Genomic DNA, 22,136 nt, shown 5'->3' on the forward strand with positions numbered 1-22,136 from the left:
GTTGCCCCATGGACGTGACCATCCGGACCTTCGTGGACGACGCGGACGACTGCTTCGACGTCGTCCACCACGCCGCGACGGACGCCGCCACGCGGGCGCTGGCCGCACCGTCGGGCCTGATCTGGGTGGACGTGCTCGACCCGACCGAGGCCGAGTTCGCCCCCTTCGTCCAGACCATGGGACTCGACAAGCTGGCGGTGGAGGACGCGCTCACCGTTCATGAGCGCCCGAAGTCCCTGCGCTACGGCGAGATCCTGTTCGTCACCGCCTACACGGTGGCCGAGGACGGTGCCACGAGCCGACTCTCGCTGTTCCTGTTCGAGCACGGGGTGCTGACGGTGCGCCTGGGCGAGGGCTTCCCCGTCGACGACGTGGCGGAGAACATCTCCGACAACGCTGATCTGTTGCAGTACGGCCCGAAGTCGCTGGAGCTGATGCTGCTGGACGCGGTCGTCGACGGCTACACGGCGCGGGTGACCGCGGTCGACGAGCGGCTCGACGACGTGGAATCGATTCTGTTCGACGGCCGCTCGAGCGACCGGGTCTCCCAGGTCACGTTCGATCTGCACAAGCAAGTGGGCGAGCTGCGCCGCATCGTCCTACCGATGCGCGACGTGGTGGGCTCGGTGCTCCGGCGGGTGTCCGCGGCCCCCGATCTACACGATCTCCTGCCCTACGCCGAGGACGTCTACGACCACACCATGCGCGCCGCGGATTGGACGGAGGGCCTGCGCGACAACGTCGAATCCGTGCGCTCGACCAACCTGGCCCTGGTCGACAACCAGCTGAACACGGTGATGAAGAAGCTCACCAGCTGGGCGGCGATCATCGCGGTACCGACCGCCATCACCGGCTACTTCGGCCAGAACGTGCCCTACCCGGGCTTCGGCAAGGAGTGGGGCTTCTGGCTGAGCCTCCTGATGATGCTCACCCTGGCCGGCGGCCTGTACGCGGCCTTCAAGCGCCGCGGCTGGCTCTGAACCCCGGCCACCAGTTGGCGGTGCCCGCGATCCGCATGAACGCCGGCAGCAGCACCAGCCGCACCAGGGTGGCGTCGAGCAGCACGGCGATCGCGAGGCCCACGCCCAACATCCGCATGAAGGACACCTCGGAGAAGCCGATCGCGGCGAAGACCACGGCCATGAGCAGTGCGGCGGCGGTGACCACCCGCGCGGTGCTCGCGATGCCGCGGGCCACGGCCTCGTCGTTCGCGGCGCGGTCCCGGCCGGGCGATCCCTGCCACTCCTCACGGATCCGCGAGAGCAGGAAGACCTCGTAGTCCATCGACAGCCCGAAGGCGATGCAGAACATCAGCACGGGCATGTCCGCGATGAGGTGTCCGGTCACGGTGGTCCCCAACCCGCCGAGGTGCCCCTCCTGGAAGATCCACACCATCGCGCCGAAGGTCGCCGAGAGCGAGAGCACGTTGAGCACCAGCGCCTTCAGCGGCAGCAGCACGCTGCCGGTGAGCAGGAACAGCAGTAGGAAAGTGGTGATCGCGATCGCGACGAGGACCCGCGGCACCGCACCGAGGATGGAGTCGACGGCGTCCCGGTCCGCCTGCGCCGCACCGGCGAACAGCGTCGGGGCGGGCGCGGGCACCGCGCGCAGCGCGTCCAGCTGGGTGCCGCCGTCCGCCGACCGCGGGTCGTGCTCGCTCGCCACCGTGATCAGGCGCGCGAAGCCCGCCCGGGACGTCGGATCCCCGTCGGCGACGCGGTCTCCGCGCAGCCATGTCCCGTCCGGCCCGACGACGGGGCCCGTGCCGGCGGTCCGGGACAGCTCCCGGGCGTAGTCCTCGGTGCCCGACGGTGCGCCCTCCGGCAGCAGGATCAGGACGTCTGCCGTGGGATTCGGGTGGAAGCCGGTGCGCAGGTCGTCGCCGACGGCGTGCGACGAGGCGGCGGTCGGCAGGGTCCGGTCGTCGGGGTAGCCGAGCTTCGCGCCGAGGAAGGGCGCGCCGAGTACGGCCAGCAGCGCCACCACGGCGATCCCGAGCGGGACCGCTCGGCGTTGCACGGCCTTCACCGCGCGGTACCAGCGGGATTCGTCCGTCGGGCGCGGGCCGCGACCCACGCGGAGCCGATCGATGCGGTCGCCCAGCAGCGTCAGGATCGCCGGCGTCACGATCAGGGTCGCGATGGCGGTGAAGCCGACGACGACCAGGCCGGCGTAGGCGAAGGAGCGCAGGAAGTACATGGGGAACAGGACCATCGCGGCGAGGCTGAGCCCGACCGTGATCGCGGAGAACAGGACCGTGCGACCGGCCGTCGCCATGGCGGTCACGAGCGCCTCCTCGCGGCCGCGGGCGGGCACCTCCTCGCGATACCGGCTCACCACCAGCAGCGTGTAGTCGATGGCCAGCGCCAGGCTCATGGCGGTGATGAGGTTGAGCGCGAACACGGAGACGTCGGTGACCTCCGCGACGAGCCGCAGCAGCCCGGAGGTCGCGATGATCGCCGCGACCCCCACCACGACGGGCACCGCGGCGGCGACGAGCCCGCCGAACGCCCACACGAGGACGAGGAAGGTGAGCGGCAGGGCGATCAGCTCCGCCCGCACCAGGTCCTTCCCGGACTGCTCGTTGATCTGCAGGTAGGTCATGGCCTCGCCGCCGGCCTCGACCCGCACCCCGTCGGGCGGGCTCGGCAGGCCGTCGACGATCGCGCGGGCGTGGTCGGGTGCGTCCCCGGTGCCGCCGGTCAGGTTCGCGACGACGAGGCCGGTGCGGCCGTCCGCCGACGTCAGGCGCGCCGCCGCGGCGGGATCGGTCCAGGCGGAGACGGCGGCCTGCACCGCAGGGGCGCGCCGGACCGCCTCCGCGATCGCGCGACCGTGGTCCGCGGCGGCCGCCGCCGCCTCGGGCGTCAGCGCGCGCACCGTCAGCACGAGGGACGACCCGCCGCGCCCGAAGTCGTCCTCGAGAACCTGCTGCGCGCGGGCGGATTCGGCGCTCGGGTCGGTACTGCCGCCGCTGCGGAGCGCGCCGCCGACGCCGGCCCCGAGCCAGCCCAGCACGACGAGCAGGAGCAACGACGCCGCGAGCACCGTGCGGGGCCGCGCGGCGACGGCGCGCGTGAGCCGGGCGATCACAGCGCCGCGAGGAACGAGCGGACCTCGTCGAGGCAGCCGGCCGCACGCATCCGCTCGTCCTCGAACAGGACGAGGAAGTCCGCCATCTCGAAATCGGGGTCGTACGAGGGCATGCCGCAGACGACACCGCCGTACCGGACGGCGATGCGGATCGTGGGCGGCACCAGGTCCTCGTCGGCGCCGTCGGGCCGCGGGAGCTCGCCGATGGGGACCCCGTCGACGGCGACGGGCCGGATCGGATCGGCGCGGACCGCGCCGTCCGCGAGGGCGTCGTTGTCGGCGAGGAAGCCGAGGGCGGCGCGGACCAGCGCGGCGCGCGGGTGCACGCCGTCCTCCATGCGGACGGACATGCAGCCCATCGCGAAGCGGAAGCCGGAGCGCTCGTAGAAGGCCAGCAGCGCGATCCGCAGCAGCACCGAGACCACCCCGCCGCGGTAGTCCGCCGCGATGGTGGCGCGCCCCCACTCGGCGACGTCGTCGGCCATCGCGGCGAACGCCGGGCTGAGCCGGAACATGCTGGTGGTGAACACCTCCCGCTGCCCGCTCGGGGCCGGCAGGATGATCCGGTAGCAGCCCACGATCTCGTCGGTCGGGTCGTGCCGCACGAGGAGGTGAGCGCTGTAGTCGTCGAACCGGTCCACGTCGATCGGCCGGCCGAGCCGCTCGCTGATCACTGCCCCGGGCAGCGGCGCGCCCAGCTCCGTGGAGAAGGCGTCGTACCGCAGGGCCTGTGCGCGTTCGATGTCGCGCGGGTCCTCGGCGACGAAGACCGTGAACGGGGTGCGTTCGGTCGCCGCGAAGAGCACGGTGCCCGCCGGTGTCCTCGTGGTCATGGCGACTCCTCCTGGTGCAGCGCGCGGGCGATCTCGCCCGCGCGGACGGCGACGTTGGACAGCAGCGTGGTCCCGAGACCGTGGCCCGGGAGGTCGGCGCCCTGCACGTACAGGCCCGGCACCTCGGCGCCGTCGATCACGGCGCGGTGCGTGCGGGCGACGCGCACATCGGCGGCCGGCGGCGCGATGCCGTCCAACCCGCTGAGGCCGCCGGGCCGGAATCCGGTGGCGCACACCACGGCGTCGTAGGTTGCCGCGGTCCGCTCGCCGGTGGTGAGGCGGCGCAGCTCGGTCGCGACGCCGCCGCCGGGCGCGGCGTTCGCGGCGACGACCTCGCTGGTGCGATGCACGCCCAATCGACTTGGGCCGCCGACCTTCTGCCGGTACCAGCGGTCGTACAGGTCGCGGGTCAGCGCGTGCTCGACCGCCGCGTAGTTGGTGTTGCCGTGCCGATGCAGCAGCGCCTCGCGCGTCTCCGGAGGCGCGACGGCGAACTCGTCGACCACGTCCGGGTCGAAGACCTGGTTGACGAAGGGACTCTCGTCCACGTCCGCGAGCCCGAAGCCGTGGAAGGCAAGGTCCACGCGCGCCCCCGCGTCGTGCAGGTGCAGCGCCACCTCGGCGGCGGACTGGCCGCCACCCACCACGAGGAAGCGCCCGCCCGCGACCCCGTCGGAGAACTCGCGCTCCAGCTCACCGAGCCGCGGGACGAGGTCGATGTTGTGGAAGACGCGCCGCGGGTCGAGCCCGTCCGTCCACGCGGGGAGTACGGGCCGCAGTCCGCGGGCCACGACCACCGACCGTGCCCGGGTCACTCGTTCGTCGCCGTCGGGGCCCCGATGGGCGACGGCGAACCTCGGACCGTCGGCGCAGCGGATCAGACCCGTCACCGCTCGGCCGTACCGCACCTGATCGGCGAACGACGCGGCCGCCCAGGCCAAGTAGTCCGCGAACTCCGCCCGCTCGGGGGTGAGGACGGCGCGGTTGACGAAGTCCACGAGCCGGCCCCGGGCGCCGAGGTACGCGACGAAGGAGAACGGGCTGGCCTGGTTGCGCAGCGTCACCAGGTCCTTGAGGAAGCTGATCTGCATCGACGTGCCCGGCAGCAGCATTCCCGGGTGCCACGCGAAGGCCTCGCGGCGCTCCAGGAACCGCACGGTGCCGATCCGGTCGGGCGACTCCGCGAGCGCGATCGCCAGCGCCAGGTTGGCGGGTCCGAATCCGACCCCGAGTACGTCGACGACGTCGCCGTCGTCCACCGGTTCCGTCGTGCGCATCACACCCTTCCCCACCGACGTCGGGGCGGTGCTGGGCATCCGCCTGAACGGATCGTAACCCTGCAAAGATCCTGTACACCGTACTTGATGACAGATTTTTCACGCTTTGCAGTGTGAAAACCTCCGCGCTCGTCAGGCCCCCGGAGCGCGCGGAGGCTCCATGGGTAGACGGGGGTTGTGCAAGTGCGCGACGAGGCCGGTCCACCCCGTCTGGTGCGTGGCCCCCAGGCCCTCGCCGGTGTCGCCGTCGAAGTACTCGTAGAAGGTGGGATGCTGCGCCCAGAGCGGGTTGTCGCTGCCCTCGATCCGCCCTGCGTCGGCGGGGCGGCGGGCGCCGCCGCCGTCGGCCCGCGCGACGGGACGGAACAGCCCGACGAGGCCCTCGTCGATGACGTCGGCGGCCTCCTCCAGCGTGCAGAGATTGTCCGAGCCGGTGGGGATGGCGATGGTGAACCCGTCGCCGAAGTGCCGGCCGTAGGTGCGCAGCTTGTCGGCGAGCAGCACGTTCACCGGGAACCACACGGGCCCACGCCAGTTGGAGTTGCCGCCGAACATGCCGGTGGTCGACTCGCCGGGCTCGTACTGGATGGAGACGGTGTTACCGTCCACGTCCTCGGTCACCTGCTGCTCCGTCTTGGACAGCGAGCGGATGCCGTAGGGCGCCAGGAACTCCGCCGGGTCGAACATCCGCTCCAGCACGCGGCGCAGCCGGTCGGGGCTGACGAGGGAGAGCAGCATCCGGCCGTCCCCGTCGCCGTCGGCGGAGGCGCCGGAGAGGACGGGCTCCACGAGTTCCGGGCGGCGGGAGCGCAGCCAGTTCAGGCGCGCCGTCACGTCGGGGCACTCCTGCGCCACCCACGCCGGCACGTCGGTGGCGCCCAGCAGCGGGAGCAGGCCCACCATGGAGCGCACCCGCATCGGCAGGGCGCTGCCGTCGGGCCGGACGAGCACGTCGTAGAAGAAGCCGTCCTCGTCGTCCCACAGCGAGAGGCTGTGCGAACCGAAGTTGTACGTGGCCTTGGAGATCTGCAGGAAGTGCTCGAGGAACTTGGTGGCACAGTCCTGCCACACCGGGTCGTGCCGGGAGAGCTCGATGGCGATCTTGAACATCTGCTGGCAGTAGAAGGCCATCCAGCTGGTGGCGTCGGACTGCTCGAGCCGGTAGCCGGGCGGCAGCGGCGCGGACCGGTTGAAGAAGCCGATGTTGTCCATGCCGAGGAAGCCGCCCTCGAAGACGCCGGCGTCGTCGGAGCCCTTGCGGTTGACCCACCAGGAGAAGTTGAGCAGCAGCTTGGTGAAGACGCGGACGAGGAAGTCCTGGTCGCGCCAGCCGTCGATGCGGTAGACGTGCCACGCCGCCCAGGCGTGCACGGGCGGGTTGACGTCGCCGAACTCCCATTCGTACGCCGGCAGTTGGCCGTTCGGGTGCATGGCCCACTCGCGGCACATGAGGACCAGCTGTTCCTTGGCGAACTCGGGGTCGACGTGGGCCAGCGGGATGCAGTGGAAGGCGAGGTCCCACGCGGCGAACCAGGGGTACTCCCATTCGTCGGGCATGGAGATCACGTCGGCCAGCGAGAAGTGCTTCCACGTGGTGTTGCGGCGGCCCGGGTCCGCCCGCTCCCGCGGCGACGGGTCGACCGCGGGATCGCCCTCCAGCCAGGACTCCACGTCGTAGCGGTAGAGCTGCTTGTTCCACAGCATGCCCGCGTAGGCGCGGCGCGCGACGGCGCGGTCCTCGCCCTGCACGTCCCCGTGGATCACGGTGCCGTAGAACTCGTCCGCCTCCTCGCGCCGGTCGGCGAACACGGCGGCGAAGCGCGGGCCGAAGGTGTCCAGCGACGGCGGGGTGCGCGAGAGGCGCAGCCGCACGGTCACGCTCTCCCCCGCCGGCACGGACGCGAAGCGGTACCAGATCGCCGCCTTGGTGCCGCGCTCCTCCGGGTTGACGGCGGCCTCGTCGCCCTGCACCACCCGCTTGGTGATCGCGTCCTTCGGGTGGGGCGAGGCGTTGGCCGCCGCGCCGAAGAGCTCCACGGCATCGGTCTCGTTGTCGCAGAACAGGAGCTGTGGGGAGCCCTCGGCCGCGAGGTGGTACTCGCCGAGCCACTGGTGCGTCACGCGGACCGCCTCGAGGCCGCCGGCCTGCGGCGAGTGCACGCGCGTGATCTCACCGCGACGCTCGTCGTGCCCCCACGCCCACGTGTTGCGCAGCCACAGCTGCGGCAGCAGATCGAGCGGCGCGGGCGACGGACCGTGGTTGACCGCCTCGATCTCCACGCAGATGTCGTCGGGCGCGGCCTTGGCGTAGCGCACGTGCACGTCGAAGAAGCGGTTGTCGGCGAGCACGCCGGTGTCGGCGAGCTCGTACTCGCGCTGCGTGCGGTCGCGACCGGCGTTGCCGTCGCGGAGCTGCTGGTACGGATACTCGGCCTGCGGGTACCGGTACATCCAGTGCATCCAACTGTGAGTGGGCGTCCCGTCGACGGGCCACCAGTACTCCTTGACGTCCTCGCCGTGGTTGCCCTGCTCGTTGGTGAGCCCGAACAGGCGCTCCTTGAGGATGGGGTCGTTGTGGTTCCACAGGCCGACGGCCAGGTTGAGGAAGCCGTAGCGGTCGCAGATCCCGCCGAGCCCGTCCTCGCCCCACCGATAGGCGCGGCGGTGCGCCTGGTCGAAGCCGAAGCTGGCCCACGCGTCGCCGCTGCCGCTGTAGTCCTCCCGGACGGTGCCCCACTGGCGCCCCGCGAGGTACGGGCCCCAGAGCCGCCACGGACCGTCGGGTCCCGGACTCTCCGCGAGGCGGCGGTGTTCGGCGGTGGAATCGGTGTTCTGCACTGGAGAATCCTCCTACACCGCGGGCCGCGCCGCAGGAGGTGGACCGAGCCGAAGGCGAACGGGCCCGAACGGGCATTCCCCGTGAGCGATCAACGCGCGGAGACCGCCTGCGCGTGCATCTCCCAGAACAGGATCTCGGCGGGCTCGGAGGCGGTCGCCGTGAGTGCCCCGGTGTGGATGGTGCGCAGCGCGTCGCCCTCCCCGAGGTGGTCGTCGCCGACGGCGACCGAGCCGGAGACGACGAAGAGGTGCCCGTAGGGCGCCGGCGGCAGGACGACCGACTCCCCTGCTTCCAGCCGGGCGGCGTACAGCGCCGCGGCGTCGTTGTTGATCACCACTGCCGGGTCGCGGCCCGCGATCCCCGAGGCGACGAGGACCAGGCCGCGCCCGTCGAGCGGGACGTCGGCGGTGCGGTACTCGGGCTCGCCGCCGGGCTCGTTCGGCGGCAACCACATCTGGATCACCCGGGCCACGACGCCGGTGGCGCGCGGGTTCTGCTCGCGGTGGTTCACCCCGCTGCCCGCGCTCATCGCCTGCACCTGGCCCGCGCGGACCAACCCCATCTCGCCGGACGAATCGTCGTGGTGCACCTCGCCCGCGATCACCCAAGTGACGATCTCGGCGTCGCGGTGGAAGTGCCGGTCGACGCCCGAGCCGGGGTCGATGAGGTCGTCGTTGTGCACGAGCAGCTGCCCGTGCGCGTTCTCACCCAGGTCGAAGTTGCCGGTGAAGGGCATCGACTGCCGCGTGTAGATCCCCTCGCCGCGCCAGTGCGTGCGGTCGGCGGCCGGGACGATCCTGCTCTCGCTCACCCCGACAGCGTAGGCCGGTGCCGCGGTCAGACTTCCGCGGGCAGCCCCGCCCCGGACGGCGAGACGAGGATCTTCACGGCGGTCTCGTTGTGGTGCAGCAGGGTGTCGTAGCCGACGGTGACCAGCTCGTCGAGGCCGATCCTTCCGGTGATGAACGGCGCCAGGTCGACGGTGCCGCTCTCGACCAGCGCGATCGTCTCGGCGTGGTTGTTGACGTACGCGATGGTGCCGCGCATGTCGATCTCCTTGAGCACCAGCTTCTGCATGTCGATGCTGCCGGGGTGGCCCCAGATGGAGACGACCACGAGCACGGCCTGCGGCCGCAGCGCGTCGAACAGGGTGTCCAGGGCGGGCTGCACGGAGGTGCACTCGAAGCCGACGTCGGCGCCGCGGCCGCCCGTGAGATCCCGGACCGCCTCGACCACGTCGACCTGCGTGGGATCGAAGACGTGATCGGCGACGCCGGTCTCCGCGGCGCGGCTGCGGCGCAGGGAGCTGGGCTCGCTGATCGCCACGGTGAGGCCCTTCGCCTTGCATACCGCGGCGGTGAGCAGCCCGATGGGCCCCGCGCCCGTGATGAGGGCGAACGCGCCCGCCCTGGCCCCGGAGCGCTGCAGCGCGTGGTACCCCACGGCGAGGGGCTCGATGAGCGCCGCCTGGTCCAGCGGTACGTCCTTCGACACCCGGTGCACCCAGCGGCGCTGCACGACGATCCGCTCCGAGAGCCCACCGCCGCGGCCGCCGAGACCGATGAAGTTCATGTTCGGCGAGAGGTGGTAGTCGGTGCTGTCCGGCCCCGTGTCCACGTCGTCGGCGATGATGTATGGCTCGACCACCACGTGGTCGCCCACCTGCAGGTCGTCGACGCCGGCGCCGACCGCGGCGACGACGCCGGACATCTCGTGCCCAATGGTCAGCGGCGCGGCTTCGCCGCTCACCGGATTCGGGTGGCCGCACGGGGGCACGAAGATCGGACCGTCGACGTACTCGTGCAGGTCGGTGCCGCAGATGCCGCACCACGCGACGTCGATGGCGACGGTGCCGTCCGTCACCGCGGGCGCGGGGACGTCCTCGATCCGGACGTCGTTGCGGTCGTAGTAGCGCGCTGCTCGCATGGGATTCCTCCGGTCGTGGACGTGTGACCCGTCCCACAGTCACCGCGGTCCGTGCGCCCCGTCGATCGTTGCAACGGGTTGCAGCCTAGAGCGGCGCCGAGCCGCGGACGTGCTCGAAGACGAGGGAGGTGTTGGTGCCGGCGACCTCCTCGCGGGCGCTGAGATACTCGACGAGGTGCCGCAGGTCGTCGGTGTCGACGGCCGCGATGTGCAGGAGGTAGTCGTCGCCGCCGGCGAGGAAGTACGCGTCGATGACGGGCGGGAGGTCGATCACGGACTCCACGAACTGCCGGATCCGGTGCCGCGCCGTGGAACGCAGCGTCACGGCGATCATGGCGCGCAGCGGCCGGCCGACGGCCGCGGGATCGACGTCGGCGTAGAAGCCGCGGATCACGCCCGCGTCCGTGAGGCGCCGGACCCGGGTGTGCACCGTCGACGGGGCGAGGCCGACCTCCTCCGCGAGGGCGGCGTTCGAGACCCGTCCGTCCCGCTGGAGCACGAGCAGGATCCGCCGGTCCGCGTCGTCGAGCAGGGGTCGACGATCGTTCGATGATGGTGGGCGATACGCCGTTCTCACAGAATGTACGTCAGCCACGTCTCGCCCTCTCAGAATCTTCTTCCGTGCCCTTGATCGGTTCTCGATGTTTCTTCAGACTATGTGACACAAGCCACCATCGCCTGACAGGAGCACACGATGCGCGTCGGAATCCCCACCGAGATCAAGAACAACGAGTACCGCGTGGCGATCACGCCCGGCGGCGTCGCCGAGCTGACCCGCCGCGGCCACGACGTGCTGATCGAGGACGGCGCGGGCGTCGGATCGGCGATCAGTAACGAGGACTTCACCGCGGCGGGCGCCCGCATCGTGCCGACGGCGGACGACGTCTGGGGCGAGGCCGACCTGCTGCTCAAGGTCAAGGAGCCCATCGAGGCCGAGTACGGCCGGATGCGCGCCGACCAGACGATCTTCACCTACCTGCACCTGGCCGCCTCGCGGCCGTGCACCGACGCGCTCCTGTCCTCGAAGACCACGTCGATCGCGTACGAGACGGTCCAGCTCCCCGACGGCTCGCTCCCGCTGCTCGCCCCGATGTCCGAGGTGGCGGGCCGCCTCGCGCCGCAGGTCGGCAGCTACCACCTGATGCGCTCCAAGGGCGGCCGCGGCGTGCTCATGGGCGGCGTCCCCGGCACCGCGCCCGCGAAGGTCACGGTGCTCGGCGGCGGCGTCTCCGGCATCAACGCCGCGCAGATCGCCGCGGGCATGGGCGCCGACGTCACCGTCTTCGACCTGGACGTGCGCAAGATGCGCGCCGTGAACGCCCAGTTCGGCGGCCGCGTGCACACCAGTTACTCCACCTCGCTCGCGCTCGAGGAGGCCGTCGTCGAGTCGGACCTGGTGATCGGCGCCGTGCTGATCCCGGGCGCCGCGGCTCCGAAGCTCGTCTCCACCGACCTGGTGCACCGCATGCGCCCCGGCGCCGTGCTCGTCGACATCGCGATCGACCAGGGCGGCTGCTTCGCCGACTCGCACCCCACCACGCACGACGACCCGACCTTCACCGTCGGCGAGACCGTCTTCTACTGCGTCGCCAACATGCCCGGCGCCGTGCCGCGCACCTCCACGTTCGCGCTCACCGGCGCCACCCTGCCCTACGTGCTGCGCATCGCGGACAAGGGCTGGAAGGCCGCCTGTTCCGAGGACGCCGCCCTGGCCGCCGGCCTGTCCACGCACGACGGCGTGCTCCTCAACGCCGGCGTCGGCGAGGCCCTGGGCATCGAGTCGAAGGCGCCCGAGGCCGTCCTGGCCTGAGCCACGACATCACCCGCGCCGGTTCACCATTCGCCGGCGTCGAGGTACTGCGCGAGGTTGGCCATGCGGCGCTGCACCGCGGCCACCTCGCGCACGCACTGCTCGAGGAGCCCGCGGTCCAGGGACGACATCCGGCGGATGGACAGGACGTCCCCCGGCGCACGGCCGGCGCCCATCTGCTGCACCTGGTGCTCCATGCGGAGGCGCTCGAGAATCGAGAAGGCCTCGCGCAGCACCTCGGCGGAATCGTCGGGCAGCACGGGCGAATCCGCGCCCGCGGCGAGCCTGTTGCGGGTCTGCAGCTTGGTGGATCCGCGGCTCAGCGCCGCCCACCGGGCGATGTTCACCACCGGCACCAGGGCGTGCGCCTTGATGTCGAAGGTGCCGCCTCGCAGCGAGATCACGTCGCGCACCGAGCGCAGCCGCGCCTTCGCTGTGAGGGCCTCGCGCAACATCAGGATGAAGGCACGGGGATGCTCCGAAAGATGTTGATAGACACCGGCCACGGGCTGCAGGGTCAGGTCGCCCCACACGGGGCGGCCGTCCACCAGCAGCGAGGCCATCATCATCGCGTTGTTCGACAGCGGCGCGTCGATCCATTCGCCGGCCGCGTAAAGCCATTCGGACTCGGTGCGGCAGAAGCGGGGCTGGGCGGCGACGGCGCCATTGGTGTCCGACGGGATGCCGCACTCCTCGAGCCGCGTGTGGACCGCGGCGGCCAGGGCGAGGGCGGCGGACCGTCGGACCTCGATCTCCTCCGCGGTGGCGCCGGGCAGGTCCTTGAGGATGATCGCGCTGTCGACGTCCGAGCTGGGCACCACCTCGCGGCGCGAGACGCTGCCGAGCGAGAGCCACGTGAAATCGCCCTCCTTCAACCCGGGATGCACCGACAGCTCGAGCTCGATGCAGCGACGCACCATCGCCTCGATCGCCACGGCGGCGACACCGGAGATGTGCCGGACCGGCGCCTGCTGGCCCCACAGCACGGGGAAGATCTCGCGGATCGTCGCGCCGATCTCCGGCAGCTCCGCCGCCTCCGCGCGTTCGATCCGGCGCTGCAGTGCGAACGTGGACGTCGTGGGCACCGTGAGGAAGTCGACGTCCTGGACGACGCCCCGGACGGCCGCGTGCTCGTCGAGCACCGCCATGTAGTGGAGCTTGCGGTCGAGCATCTCGATCAGCACGTCGGACGAGAGCGCGGACTCCGGGACGGCTGCCAGCGGCGCCGTCATCACCGCCGTCACTGGGTCGGTCACCGGCCGCCCCACGGAGATCACCCGCGCCCGCAGGTCGTGATCGGTGACGATGCCGAGCGGCTCGCGGGCGGCGTTCTCGACCAGGATGTAGCCCGACTTCGCGGCCGTCATCGCCGTGGCGGCCTCCTGGACGGTGACGGTGGGCGGGCAGACGACGGGTGGCCGGCGCACGATCTCGCCCGCCGTGCGCTCGCGGATCTCGTCCGCGGAGACGGCCGTGGTCGGCTTGGCGAGCTCGGTCGCCAGGAACGCCGCGCCCGCGGGAGTGGAGAACATGTCGCCGACGGCCCAGGCCGGCAGGCGCAGCAGCGTGACGTCCGAGAGGGCGACGGCGCGGGGCCCACCCTTCGCACCCACGAGGATGACCACGTAGCCGAACACCCCGCCCGGGCCGACCACCTCGTCGACGTCGCCCACGTCGGTCGGCGAAACCGCCGGGAAGTTCCACACCCCGACCCGGCCGGCGAGCACGACGAAGGCGTGGTCGGGCGAAGCGGACAAACCGTCCAGGATCGTCGCGCCCTCGGCGAACTCGCTGATCGACGATTCGGCCGCCAGACGTGCGCGAACGTCGTCGGGCAGGCCGTCGAAGGGCGCGTGTCCGGAGAGGAAGGCGAACAGCTCCCCGAGGTCCGAGAAGTCGGTCATGGACCTATGTTTACACGTCGGCGGCGATCGACATCCCCAAGTCATCTCTCGGTAACGCGTCCGCGGAAGCGTTGCGAGGTCTACATTCCCATCCAGCGCACAACCCCATGCGCACCGATACGTCGAGGAGAAAGACTCATCCATGACGCATTCCGTCGATAAGTTCGCCGCCGAGCAGGAGGGCTACAAGCAGACCCTCGGTCGGCGACACGTGCAGATGATCGCCATCGGCGGCGCCATCGGCACGGGCCTGTTCCTGGGCTCCGCCAGCCGCCTCAACAGCACGGGCCCGGCGCTCCTCTTCAGTTACGCCTTCGTCGGCGTGATCGCCTTCTTCCTCATGCGCGCCCTCGGGGAGCTGGTGCTGTACCGCCAGAGCTCGGGCGCGTTCGTCTCCTACGCCCGCGAGTTCTTCGGCGAGGCCGCGGCCTACGCCGCGGGATGGCTGTACTGGATCTTCTGGGCGCTCACCGGCGTCGCCGAGCTGTCGGCCGTCGCGGTCTACGTCCGGAAGTGGTGGGAACTGCCCAACTGGGTCTCCGTGATCATCGCTCTGGCAGTGGTCCTGGTCATCAACCTGCTCTCGGCCCGCGCCTTCGGCGAGTTCGAGTTCTGGGCGTCCGTGCTCAAGGTCGGCGCCATCGTGATCTTCCTCGTGGTCGGCCTCGTCATCGTGATCGGCCAGGTCACGGTGGGCAGCGGCGATCTGGCGCACAAGGCGGGCATCTCCAACCTCTGGTCGAACCCCGGCGGATTCTGGCCCCACAGCGACACCTTCGGCTGGATCGCGCCGATCGTCGTGATGTCGGGCGTCGTCTTCGCCTACGCGGCCATCGAGATGGTCGGCATCGCCGCGGGCGAGATGCAGAACCCGCAGCGCGAGGTGCCCAAGGCCGTCAACTCGGTGATCCTGCGTATCGCGGTCTTCTACTGCGGCTCGATCTTCCTCCTCGTCTGCATCCTGCCGACCAGCCAGTACGGCAACAAGACCGCCGCCGGCGATCTCGAGTCCCCGTTCGTCACGGTCTTCGAGCGCATGGGCATCAGCTGGATGGCGACCCTCATCAACGGCGTGCTCATCGTCGCCGCCATGAGCTCGCTCAACGCCGGCCTGTACACCACGGGTCGCATGCTGCGCAGCCTCGCCGCCAGCCGCGAAGCACCGAAGATGTTCATGAACATGAGCAAGTCGGGCGTCCCGGCGACCGGCATCATCGTGACGTCGATCTTCTACGTGCTCGGCGCCGTGCTCAACGCACTCGTTCCCGGCCACGCCTTCGACATCGCCCTCGAGGCCTCCGCCATCGCGGTCGTCGGCGTGTGGAGCCTGATCTTCCTGTGCCACATCCGCTACCGGAAGCTCTCGGACGCGGGCATCGTCACCAAGAGCCCGTTCCGCGCCCCGCTCGCGCCGTTCATGAGCTACGTCGGCCTCGTCTTCCTGTTCCTCGTCCTGGTCGGCATGGCCTACTCGGGGTACAAGTCCGACGGTGGCTTCTGGGACAAGACGAACCTCATCGTCGTCATCCTGGGCATCCCCGCCTTCGTCGCCATCCTGGCGATCGGCTGGATCGCCGTGAAGCCCAAGGTGCTCCAGCACACCGGCGGCGACCTCGCACCCACCTGGTCGCTCAAGGACAAGAAGGACTGACCTCCCCGCTCACACGGACGCCCGCCGGTTCGCCGGCGGGCGTCCGTCGTCTCTCGGGACCGGGACGGGACGCGCCTGCGACCGGACGCGGATACGACGGTGACGCGGCGCTCCTAGCGTCGGCACCGGCCGCCCGCATCCGGGCGCGGCGGCCCGTCACCAGGGAGAGAAACCATGTCGATCCTCATCGCCGGCGGACGCCGGCTCCTCCTCGCCGCCGTCGCCGCAGCCGCGCTGGGCGTCCCGCTCGCCGCAGCCGCCCACGCCGCGCCGGGCCCGCTCCCCGCGCCGGCCGCTCCCGGCGCTCCCGCGCCGATCCCCGCGGCCGGCAGCGTCCCCGGGAAGCCCGCACCGCCGGCCCCCGGGTCCGTCCCCCGCGCTCCGGGGGCACCCGCCCCCGCCGGGCACACGGCGCCCGGCGCTCCTGCCGCACCGACCGCTCCTGCTTCACCGTCGCTCGCCTGACCGCGCCTCCGCGCGGCGGCGCGCACGCGCCCGTTCACCCGCGATTCATCGTGTGCGATTACGTTGCCGCCATGACCACCCGTTCCCGCATCCTGTCCCGCGCCGCCGCGCTCGCGGCGGCCGTCACCGTCGCCCTCGGCGGCGGGGCGGTCGCCGCCCCCGTGTGGGCGGCCCCGTCGGGCTCCTTCGACCTGCAGTCGCACCGCGGCGGGCGGGGCGAGCACACCGAGGAGTCGCTGTACGGCTTCGCGCGCTCGCTCGAACTCGGGGTGACCACGCTCGAGCTCGACGTCGTGCTCACCAAGGACGACGTGCCGCTGATCTGGCACGACCCGACGGTGCAGGCCGACAAGTGCACCGACACCGCGCCCGCGACGCCCGGGGACAGGCAGTTCCCGTACGTGGGCAAGACCATCCACGACCTCACCTACGCCCAGGTGCAGACGCTGGTGTGCGCCAAGAAGCTCGCGAAGTTCCCGACCGCGAAGGTGGTCGAGGGCAACCGCATCGCGACGCTGCCGCAGCTCTTCGACCTGGCGGCGCAGTACCAGGGCAACCGCGTGCGGTTCAACATCGAGACCAAGATCGAGGCCGAGGAACGATCGAAGTCCGCGGAGCCCGCCGCCTTCGTCGCGCAGATCCTCGGTGCCGCGCGCCGGGCGGGCGTGCTCGACCGGATCGCGGTCCAGAGCTTCGACTGGCGTTCCCTGCCGCTGGTGCGGGCGCAGGCCCCGTCCGTGCCGCTCGTCGCGCTCTACGACGCGACGACCTGGAAGAAGGGCTCGGCGTGGCTCGGCCCCGTCGACTACGAGCGGTCCGGCGGCGACGTGGTCCGGGCCGTGAAGGCGGCGGGCTTCGACGTCCTCTCCCCCGACTTCGAGCTGTCCGACGCGAAGACCGTGGCCGCCGCCCACGCCGCCGGCCTGACGGTCATCCCGTGGACCGTCAACGAGGAGAAGGACATGCGCGCGCAGCTCGCGCTCGGTGTCGACGGCATCATCACCGACTACCCCACGCGTCTGCGCGGCGTGCTCGCTGCCGTGGGCAAGCCGCTCCCCCGCGCGTACGCGAAGTAGGCCCGGACGAGGGTCACTCCCGCGGCGACGGGGTCGGCGCGCCGAGGAAGGCTGCGAGCTCGGCGGCGACGGCGTCCGGGCGGTCCATCATCGCGAGTACGTAGGCGTCCGGCAGCTCGACGAGCCGACCGCGCGGCAGCAGGTCGGCGAGCCGGCGGCCGTGCTCGCGCGGCATGACGGTGCCGTCGGCGATCCAGAGCACGAGGGCGTCCCCGGTGAATCCGTGCAGCGCCTCGGTCTGCCGCGTCAGGACGGAGCGGTCGAACGGCGCGCGGGCGTGTTTGAGCAGGTCGCGGCGGATCAACGGGTCCTCGATCGCGGGCCGGGTCCAGGCCCGCATGGTCGCGTCCGGGATGTCGTGCGCCATGCGCCCGAACAGGATCGGCAGGCGACGCACGGCGCCGATCCGCATGGCCCGCAGGCCGAGGGTGAGGCCGGGGAGCCGGGCGGCGACGGTGGCCGCCTTGCCGGGGAGGCCGGGCGGGAAGTTGTCGAAGGCGGTGCTCGGCAGGATCACGAGGCGCCCGATCCGCTCGTCGCGGCCGAGCGCCGTCAGGAGCAGGCCGCCGCCCCAATCGCTGTGCACGAGGGTGACCCCGCGCAGGTCGAGCGCCTCGAGGAAGTCCGCGATGAGGTGTGCGATCCCCTCGTTCGACAGGTCCGCGTCGGTATTCAGCGGGATCGGATGGGCGCCGAGCGGCAGGTCGGGCAGCAGGTAGCGGCGCCCCTCGGGAAGGAGCGGCAGCACGGCGTCCCACACCGTGTGGTCCATGAGCAGGCCGTGCAGCAGGACGACCGGCGGGCCGTCGCCGAACTCCTCGTAGTGGACCCGGCCCGCGGGGACGGAGACCTCCGGCATTCCCATCACCTCCATTGGAGCGAACGCTCTAGAGTGGATGCTCTAGAATCTAGAGCGTGATGGTCGACCGGTCAATGCCCACCCGCGAGCGCCTCGTCGTCGCAATGGGCGAACTCCTCCGCCGCCAGGGTTACGGCGCGACCACCGTCAAGCAGCTGACCGAGGCCGCCGGCGCCACGATGGGCTCGCTGTACCACCACTTCCCGGGCGGAAAGCCCGAGGTCGCCGCGGCTGCGCTGCGCTCCTCCGGCGCGGCGTACATGGCCCTCCTACCCGCCCTGCTCGACGGTGCGCCCGACCTCGAGGACGCCATCCCGGGGGCGTTCGCGCTGGCCGCCGAGCACATCGCGGAGGCGGGCTGGATCACGATGTGCCCCGTGGGCACCGTCGCGGGCGAGGTCGCCGATTCTGAACCCGAGGTCGCCGCCGCGGCAGCGGAGGTCTTCGCGGACTGGATCAGTGGCGGTACCGCGTACTTCTTGGCGCGCGGGCTCGACGACGTGGCGGCGCGCGAGTTGACGCTGGCGGTGCTGAGCTCGCTGGAGGGCGCGTTCATCCTCGCCCGGTCGCTGCGCAGCCCGGACCCGCTGCTGGCGGCGGGATCCGCGCTGCGCGAAAACGTTCGACGCATCGTCGCCGCCGGAGCGGGTTAGCCTGCCGCGCGAATCGAAGTGCGGATGCCGTCGCGCCCCCTGTGCGCCCGAGCGCACCCGGCGTACCGGGTGCGCTCGCGCATGTCGGGTGCGGATGGGTTCCCGCACCCCCTTTGCGCCCGGGGTCAGCCCAGCCAGTTCCGGACCGGCGCGGGCACGCCCCGTCGGCCGCGGTGCGGGCCGAGGACCGCGCCGCCGAAGGGCTGCGAGAGCAGATCCCGCGCGACGCGGTTCACGTCCGCCGCCGAGACCTTGTCGATCGTCGCGAGCGTGCGGGTGATGGTGCGCTGGTTCTGGTAGTTGATCTCGCTGCGGCCGATGCGGTGCATGCGGGACTGCGCGTCCTCCAGGCCCAGCACCAGCCCGCCGCGGAGCGAGCCCTTGGCGCGAGCCAGTTCCTCGTCGGTGAGGCCGTCGTCGCGGACGTCCTCGAGGACCTTCCGCGCGACCGTCGTCACCTCACCCAGACGGTCCGGGGAGCACCCGGCGTACACCGAGAACAGCCCCGTGTCGGCGTAGGTGTCGACGGCCGAATAGACCGTGTACGCGAGGCCGCGCTGCTCCCGGATCTCCTGGAACAGGCGCGAACTCAGGCCCCCGCCGATCGCGGTGTTGAGCACGGACAGCGCCCATCGGTCCGGGTGGAACCGGCCGTACGCGCGGGTGCCCGCGACGAGGTGCGACTGCTCCCCGTCCCGGTTCACCACCTCGAGCGTCGGCGCACCCGGTCGGCGCCGGGCGCCCGTGCGGATCGGCGCGGAATCGGCGGCACCGTCGAGCCGGCCCGCGAAGGCCTTGCGCGCCAGCTTGACCACCTGCGCGTGCGTGACATTGCCAGCGACGGACAGGACCATCTTCTCCGGCGTATAGCGACGGCGATGGAAGCCCCGCAAGCGAGCGGCGGTCATCGCGGACACCGATTCCTCGGTCCCCAGCACGGGCCGCGCCAGCGGGTGGTCACCCAGCAGGGCCGCGGTGGCGGCCTCGTTGACCAGGTCCTCCGGATCGTCGTCGCGCATGGCGAGTTCCTCGAGCACGACCTCGCGCTCCACGTCCACGTCCGCGGGGCGGCACAGGCCGCCGAGGACCACGTCCGTCACCACGTCGACCGCGAGCTCGAGGTCGACGTCGAGCACGTGCGCGTAGTAGCAGGTGTGCTCCTTGCTGGTGAAGGCGTTGATCTCGCCGCCGACGGCGTCCACCTCGGCGGCGAGGGAGGCCGCGTCGCGATGCGGCGTCGCCTTGAACAGCAGGTGCTCCAGGAAATGCGCGGACCCGGCCGAGGACGGGTGCTCGTCGCGCGACCCGACCGCGACCCACAGGCCCACGGCGGCGGACCGGGAACCGGGCACCGTCTCCGTGACCACCCGCAGGCCGCCGGGCAGGACGCTACGACGAACGGGGGCACCCGATCCGGATGCCCCCGTCCGCGCAGCCCGTGATGTCAGGCTGCTCAGTTCCTACTCCTCGCCCGCAGGAGCGGCCTCGGCGGCCTTCTCCTCCACGACGGGGATCAGGCTGATCTTGCCGCGCTCGTCGATGTCGGCGATCTCGACCTGCAGCTTGCTGCCGACGTTGACCACGTCCTCGACCTTGTTCACGCGCTTGCCGCTGCCCAGCTTGCTGATGTGCACCAGGCCGTCGCGGCCGGGGACCAGCGAGACGAAGGCGCCGAACGCCGTGGTCTTGACCACGGTGCCCAGGAAGCGCTCGCCCACCTTCGGCAGCTGCGGGTTGGCGATGGCGTTGATCCGGTCGATCGCCGCCTGGGCCGACGGGCCGTCGGCCGCACCGACGAACACGGTGCCGTCATCCTCGATCGAGATGTTGGCGCCGGTCTCCTCGGTGATGGAGTTGATCGTCTTGCCCTTGGGTCCGATGACCTCGCCGATCTTGTCGATCGGCACCTTGATCGTGGTGATCCGCGGGGCGTACACGCTCATCTCGTCGGGCGCGTCGATCGCCTCGGCCATGACCTCGAGGATCGTGGTGCGGGCGTCCTTCGCCTGGGCCAGCGCGCCGGCCAGGACCTGCGACGGGATGCCGTCCAGCTTGGTGTCCAGCTGCAGGGCGGTGACGAAGTCGGACGTACCGGCGACCTTGAAGTCCATGTCGCCGAAGGCGTCCTCGGCACCGAGGATGTCGGTCAGGGCCACGTAGCGGGCCTGACCGTCGACCTCGTCGGACACCAGGCCCATGGCGATGCCCGCGACGGGCGCCTTGAGCGGCACGCCGGCGTTGAGCAGCGACATCGTCGAGGCGCAGACCGAGCCCATCGACGTGGAGCCGTTGGAGCTGAGGGCCTCCGAGACCTGGCGGATGGCGTAGGGGAACTCCTCCACCGAGGGCAGCACCGGCACGAGGGCACGCTCGGCGAGCGCGCCGTGGCCGATTTCGCGGCGCTTCGGCGAGCCGACACGGCCGGTCTCACCGGTCGAGTACGGCGGGAAGTTGTAGTGGTGCATGTAGCGCTTCGACTTCTCGGGTCCGAGCGAGTCGATCTGCTGCGCCATCTTCACCATGTCCAGCGTGGTGACGCCCAGGATCTGGGTCTCGCCGCGCTCGAACAGGGCGCTGCCGTGGGCGCGCGGGATCACGGCGATCTCGGCGCTCAGCGAACGGATGTCGGTGATGCCACGACCGTCGATGCGGAAGTGGTCGGTGAGGATGCGCTGGCGCACCAGCTTCTTGGTCAGCGAGCGGAACGCCGCGCCGATCTCGCCCTCGCGGCCCTCGAACTGCGGGCCCACGGCCTCGAGCACCTCGGCCTTGACGACGTCGGTGGCGTTGTCGCGCTCCTGCTTGCCGGCGATCGACAGCGCGTCGTTGAGCTTCGCGGCGCCCGCGGCCTCGACGGCGGCGAAGACGTCGTCCTGGTACGGCGGGAACAGCGGGAACTCGCCGGTGGGCTTCGACGCCCCGGCGGCCAGCTGCTTCTGCGCCTCGCAGAGCACGGCGATGAAGGGCTTGGCGGCCTCGAGGCCCTCGGCCACGACGGTCTCGGTGGGCGCGGTGGCGCCGCCCGCGATGAGGTCGATGACGTTCTCGGTGGCCTCGGCCTCGACCATCATGATCGCGACGTCGGCATCCTTACCGGAGCCCGAGACGATGCGGCCCGCGACGACCATGTCGAAGACGGCGCCCTCGAGCTGCTCGACGGTCGGGAAGGCGACCCACTGGCCGTCGATGAGCGCGACGCGCACGCCGCCGACGGGGCCGGAGAAGGGCAGGCCCGCGATCTGGGTCGACGCCGAGGCGGCGTTGATCGCGACCACGTCGTACAGATCCTTGGGATCGAGCGACATGACGGTCACGACGACCTGGATCTCGTTGCGGAGGCCGGCGACGAAGGACGGGCGCAGCGGCCGGTCGATCAGGCGGCAGGCCAGGATCGCGTCGGTCGACGGGCGACCCTCGCGACGGAAGAACGAGCCGGGGATGCGACCCGCGGCGTACATGCGCTCCTCGACGTCGATCGTCAGCGGGAAGAAGTCGAAGTGCTCCTTCGGCTGCTTGCTGTGCGACGTGGCCGAGAGCAGCATCGTCTCGTCGTCGAGGTACGCGGCCACGGAGCCCGCGGCCTGCTGGGCGAACCGGCCGGTCTCGAACCGGATGGTGCGCGTGCCGAAGGAACCGTTGTCGATGACGGCGACCGCTTCGGTGATGTCGTCGTCGTACTCGACCTGAGTGTTGTCTGTCATGAAGAGTGAAGAAACCTTTCTTCGCGCGGACCGTCCCCACCTGGCGGCG

At 71.3% G+C, this 22,136-nt stretch carries 17 protein-coding genes; 6 read left to right on the forward strand and 11 right to left on the reverse strand.

Annotated elements, in window-relative coordinates:
- Nucleotides 1-8: 8 nt before the first annotated feature.
- Entirely contained in the window at nt 9-980 is a 972-nt protein-coding gene (locus WFK95_RS09415) for a magnesium transporter CorA family protein (protein WP_224650590.1), read from the forward strand.
- Here WFK95_RS09415 and WFK95_RS09420 read toward each other — a convergent pair.
- The 7 genes from WFK95_RS09420 to WFK95_RS09450 all read right to left on the reverse strand — a co-directional run bounded on the left by WFK95_RS09420 (nt 958) and on the right by WFK95_RS09450 (nt 10,545).
- Nucleotides 958-3,093, reverse strand: a complete 2,136-nt coding sequence (locus WFK95_RS09420; RefSeq protein ID WP_336670504.1) for an MMPL family transporter — start codon at nt 3,091-3,093, stop codon at nt 958-960. The two genes, WFK95_RS09415 and WFK95_RS09420, sit on opposite strands and share 23 nt — an antisense overlap.
- Nucleotides 3,090-3,926, reverse strand: coding sequence for a GNAT family N-acetyltransferase (locus WFK95_RS09425; protein WP_224650596.1), 837 nt, complete (start codon nt 3,924-3,926; stop codon nt 3,090-3,092). The genes WFK95_RS09420 and WFK95_RS09425 overlap by 4 nt, the downstream gene beginning before the upstream one ends.
- Nucleotides 3,923-5,242 (reverse strand): SidA/IucD/PvdA family monooxygenase, encoded by a 1,320-nt coding sequence (locus WFK95_RS09430; RefSeq protein ID WP_336670505.1) that lies wholly within the window; start codon nt 5,240-5,242, stop codon nt 3,923-3,925. Before WFK95_RS09430 ends, WFK95_RS09425 begins: the two co-directional genes overlap by 4 nt.
- A gap of 93 nt (nt 5,243-5,335) precedes the next feature.
- The gene (locus WFK95_RS09435; RefSeq protein ID WP_336670506.1) at nt 5,336-8,041 is read right to left on the reverse strand and encodes an MGH1-like glycoside hydrolase domain-containing protein; all 2,706 of its coding nucleotides are present in this window, start codon (nt 8,039-8,041) and stop codon (nt 5,336-5,338) included.
- An 89-nt stretch (nt 8,042-8,130) separates the two neighbouring features.
- Nucleotides 8,131-8,853 (reverse strand): pirin family protein, encoded by a 723-nt coding sequence (locus WFK95_RS09440; RefSeq protein ID WP_336670507.1) that lies wholly within the window; start codon nt 8,851-8,853, stop codon nt 8,131-8,133.
- Between the two features lie 26 nt (nt 8,854-8,879).
- Nucleotides 8,880-9,968 (reverse strand): 2,3-butanediol dehydrogenase, encoded by a 1,089-nt coding sequence (locus WFK95_RS09445; protein WP_336670508.1) that lies wholly within the window; start codon nt 9,966-9,968, stop codon nt 8,880-8,882.
- A gap of 85 nt (nt 9,969-10,053) precedes the next feature.
- Nucleotides 10,054-10,545 carry an Lrp/AsnC family transcriptional regulator gene (locus tag WFK95_RS09450; RefSeq protein WP_224650608.1) on the reverse strand — a complete coding sequence of 164 codons (492 nt, stop codon included), beginning with the start codon at nt 10,543-10,545 and terminating at the stop codon, nt 10,054-10,056.
- A gap of 117 nt (nt 10,546-10,662) precedes the next feature.
- Between WFK95_RS09450 and ald the strand changes: the two genes are divergently transcribed.
- Nucleotides 10,663-11,778, forward strand: a complete 1,116-nt coding sequence (gene ald, locus WFK95_RS09455; RefSeq protein WP_336670509.1) for an alanine dehydrogenase — start codon at nt 10,663-10,665, stop codon at nt 11,776-11,778.
- Between the two features lie 23 nt (nt 11,779-11,801).
- On the opposite strand, the gene WFK95_RS09460 is transcribed toward ald, so the two are convergent.
- Nucleotides 11,802-13,682, reverse strand: coding sequence for a putative nucleotidyltransferase substrate binding domain-containing protein (locus WFK95_RS09460; RefSeq protein WP_224650612.1), 1,881 nt, complete (start codon nt 13,680-13,682; stop codon nt 11,802-11,804).
- A 142-nt stretch (nt 13,683-13,824) separates the two neighbouring features.
- Here WFK95_RS09460 and WFK95_RS09465 point away from each other — a divergent pair, with 142 nt between their 5' ends.
- The 3 genes from WFK95_RS09465 (at nt 13,825) to WFK95_RS09475 (ending at nt 16,874) form a co-directional block, all read left to right on the forward strand.
- Nucleotides 13,825-15,333 (forward strand): amino acid permease, encoded by a 1,509-nt coding sequence (locus tag WFK95_RS09465; RefSeq protein WP_224650614.1) that lies wholly within the window; start codon nt 13,825-13,827, stop codon nt 15,331-15,333.
- Between the two features lie 174 nt (nt 15,334-15,507).
- Complete coding sequence (locus tag WFK95_RS09470; RefSeq protein ID WP_336670510.1) at nt 15,508-15,798, forward strand: hypothetical protein; 291 nt, start codon at nt 15,508-15,510, stop codon at nt 15,796-15,798.
- A 71-nt stretch (nt 15,799-15,869) separates the two neighbouring features.
- Nucleotides 15,870-16,874: a glycerophosphodiester phosphodiesterase gene (locus WFK95_RS09475; RefSeq protein ID WP_336670511.1), complete on the forward strand. Its 1,005-nt coding sequence runs from the start codon at nt 15,870-15,872 to the stop codon at nt 16,872-16,874.
- Nucleotides 16,875-16,887: 13 nt separating this feature from the next.
- On the opposite strand, the gene WFK95_RS09480 is transcribed toward WFK95_RS09475, so the two are convergent.
- A complete protein-coding gene (locus WFK95_RS09480; RefSeq protein WP_336670729.1) occupies nt 16,888-17,733 on the reverse strand; it encodes an alpha/beta fold hydrolase in 846 nt (281 codons plus the stop codon).
- Nucleotides 17,734-17,792: 59 nt separating this feature from the next.
- Between WFK95_RS09480 and WFK95_RS09485 the strand changes: the two genes are divergently transcribed.
- Nucleotides 17,793-18,386, forward strand: coding sequence for a TetR/AcrR family transcriptional regulator (locus tag WFK95_RS09485; RefSeq protein ID WP_336670730.1), 594 nt, complete (start codon nt 17,793-17,795; stop codon nt 18,384-18,386).
- A 125-nt stretch (nt 18,387-18,511) separates the two neighbouring features.
- Here WFK95_RS09485 and WFK95_RS09490 read toward each other — a convergent pair whose 3' ends face one another.
- Complete coding sequence (locus WFK95_RS09490; RefSeq protein ID WP_336670731.1) at nt 18,512-19,843, reverse strand: M16 family metallopeptidase; 1,332 nt, start codon at nt 19,841-19,843, stop codon at nt 18,512-18,514.
- A 3-nt stretch (nt 19,844-19,846) separates the two neighbouring features.
- On the reverse strand, nt 19,847-22,087 hold the full coding sequence (locus WFK95_RS09495; protein WP_224649608.1) for a polyribonucleotide nucleotidyltransferase: 2,241 nt from the start codon (nt 22,085-22,087) through the stop codon (nt 19,847-19,849).
- Between the last annotated feature and the right edge of the window lie 49 nt (nt 22,088-22,136).

It is taken from the genome of Tsukamurella sp. USMM236 (genome assembly GCF_037148755.1).
Taxonomy (GTDB): domain Bacteria; phylum Actinomycetota; class Actinomycetes; order Mycobacteriales; family Mycobacteriaceae; genus Tsukamurella.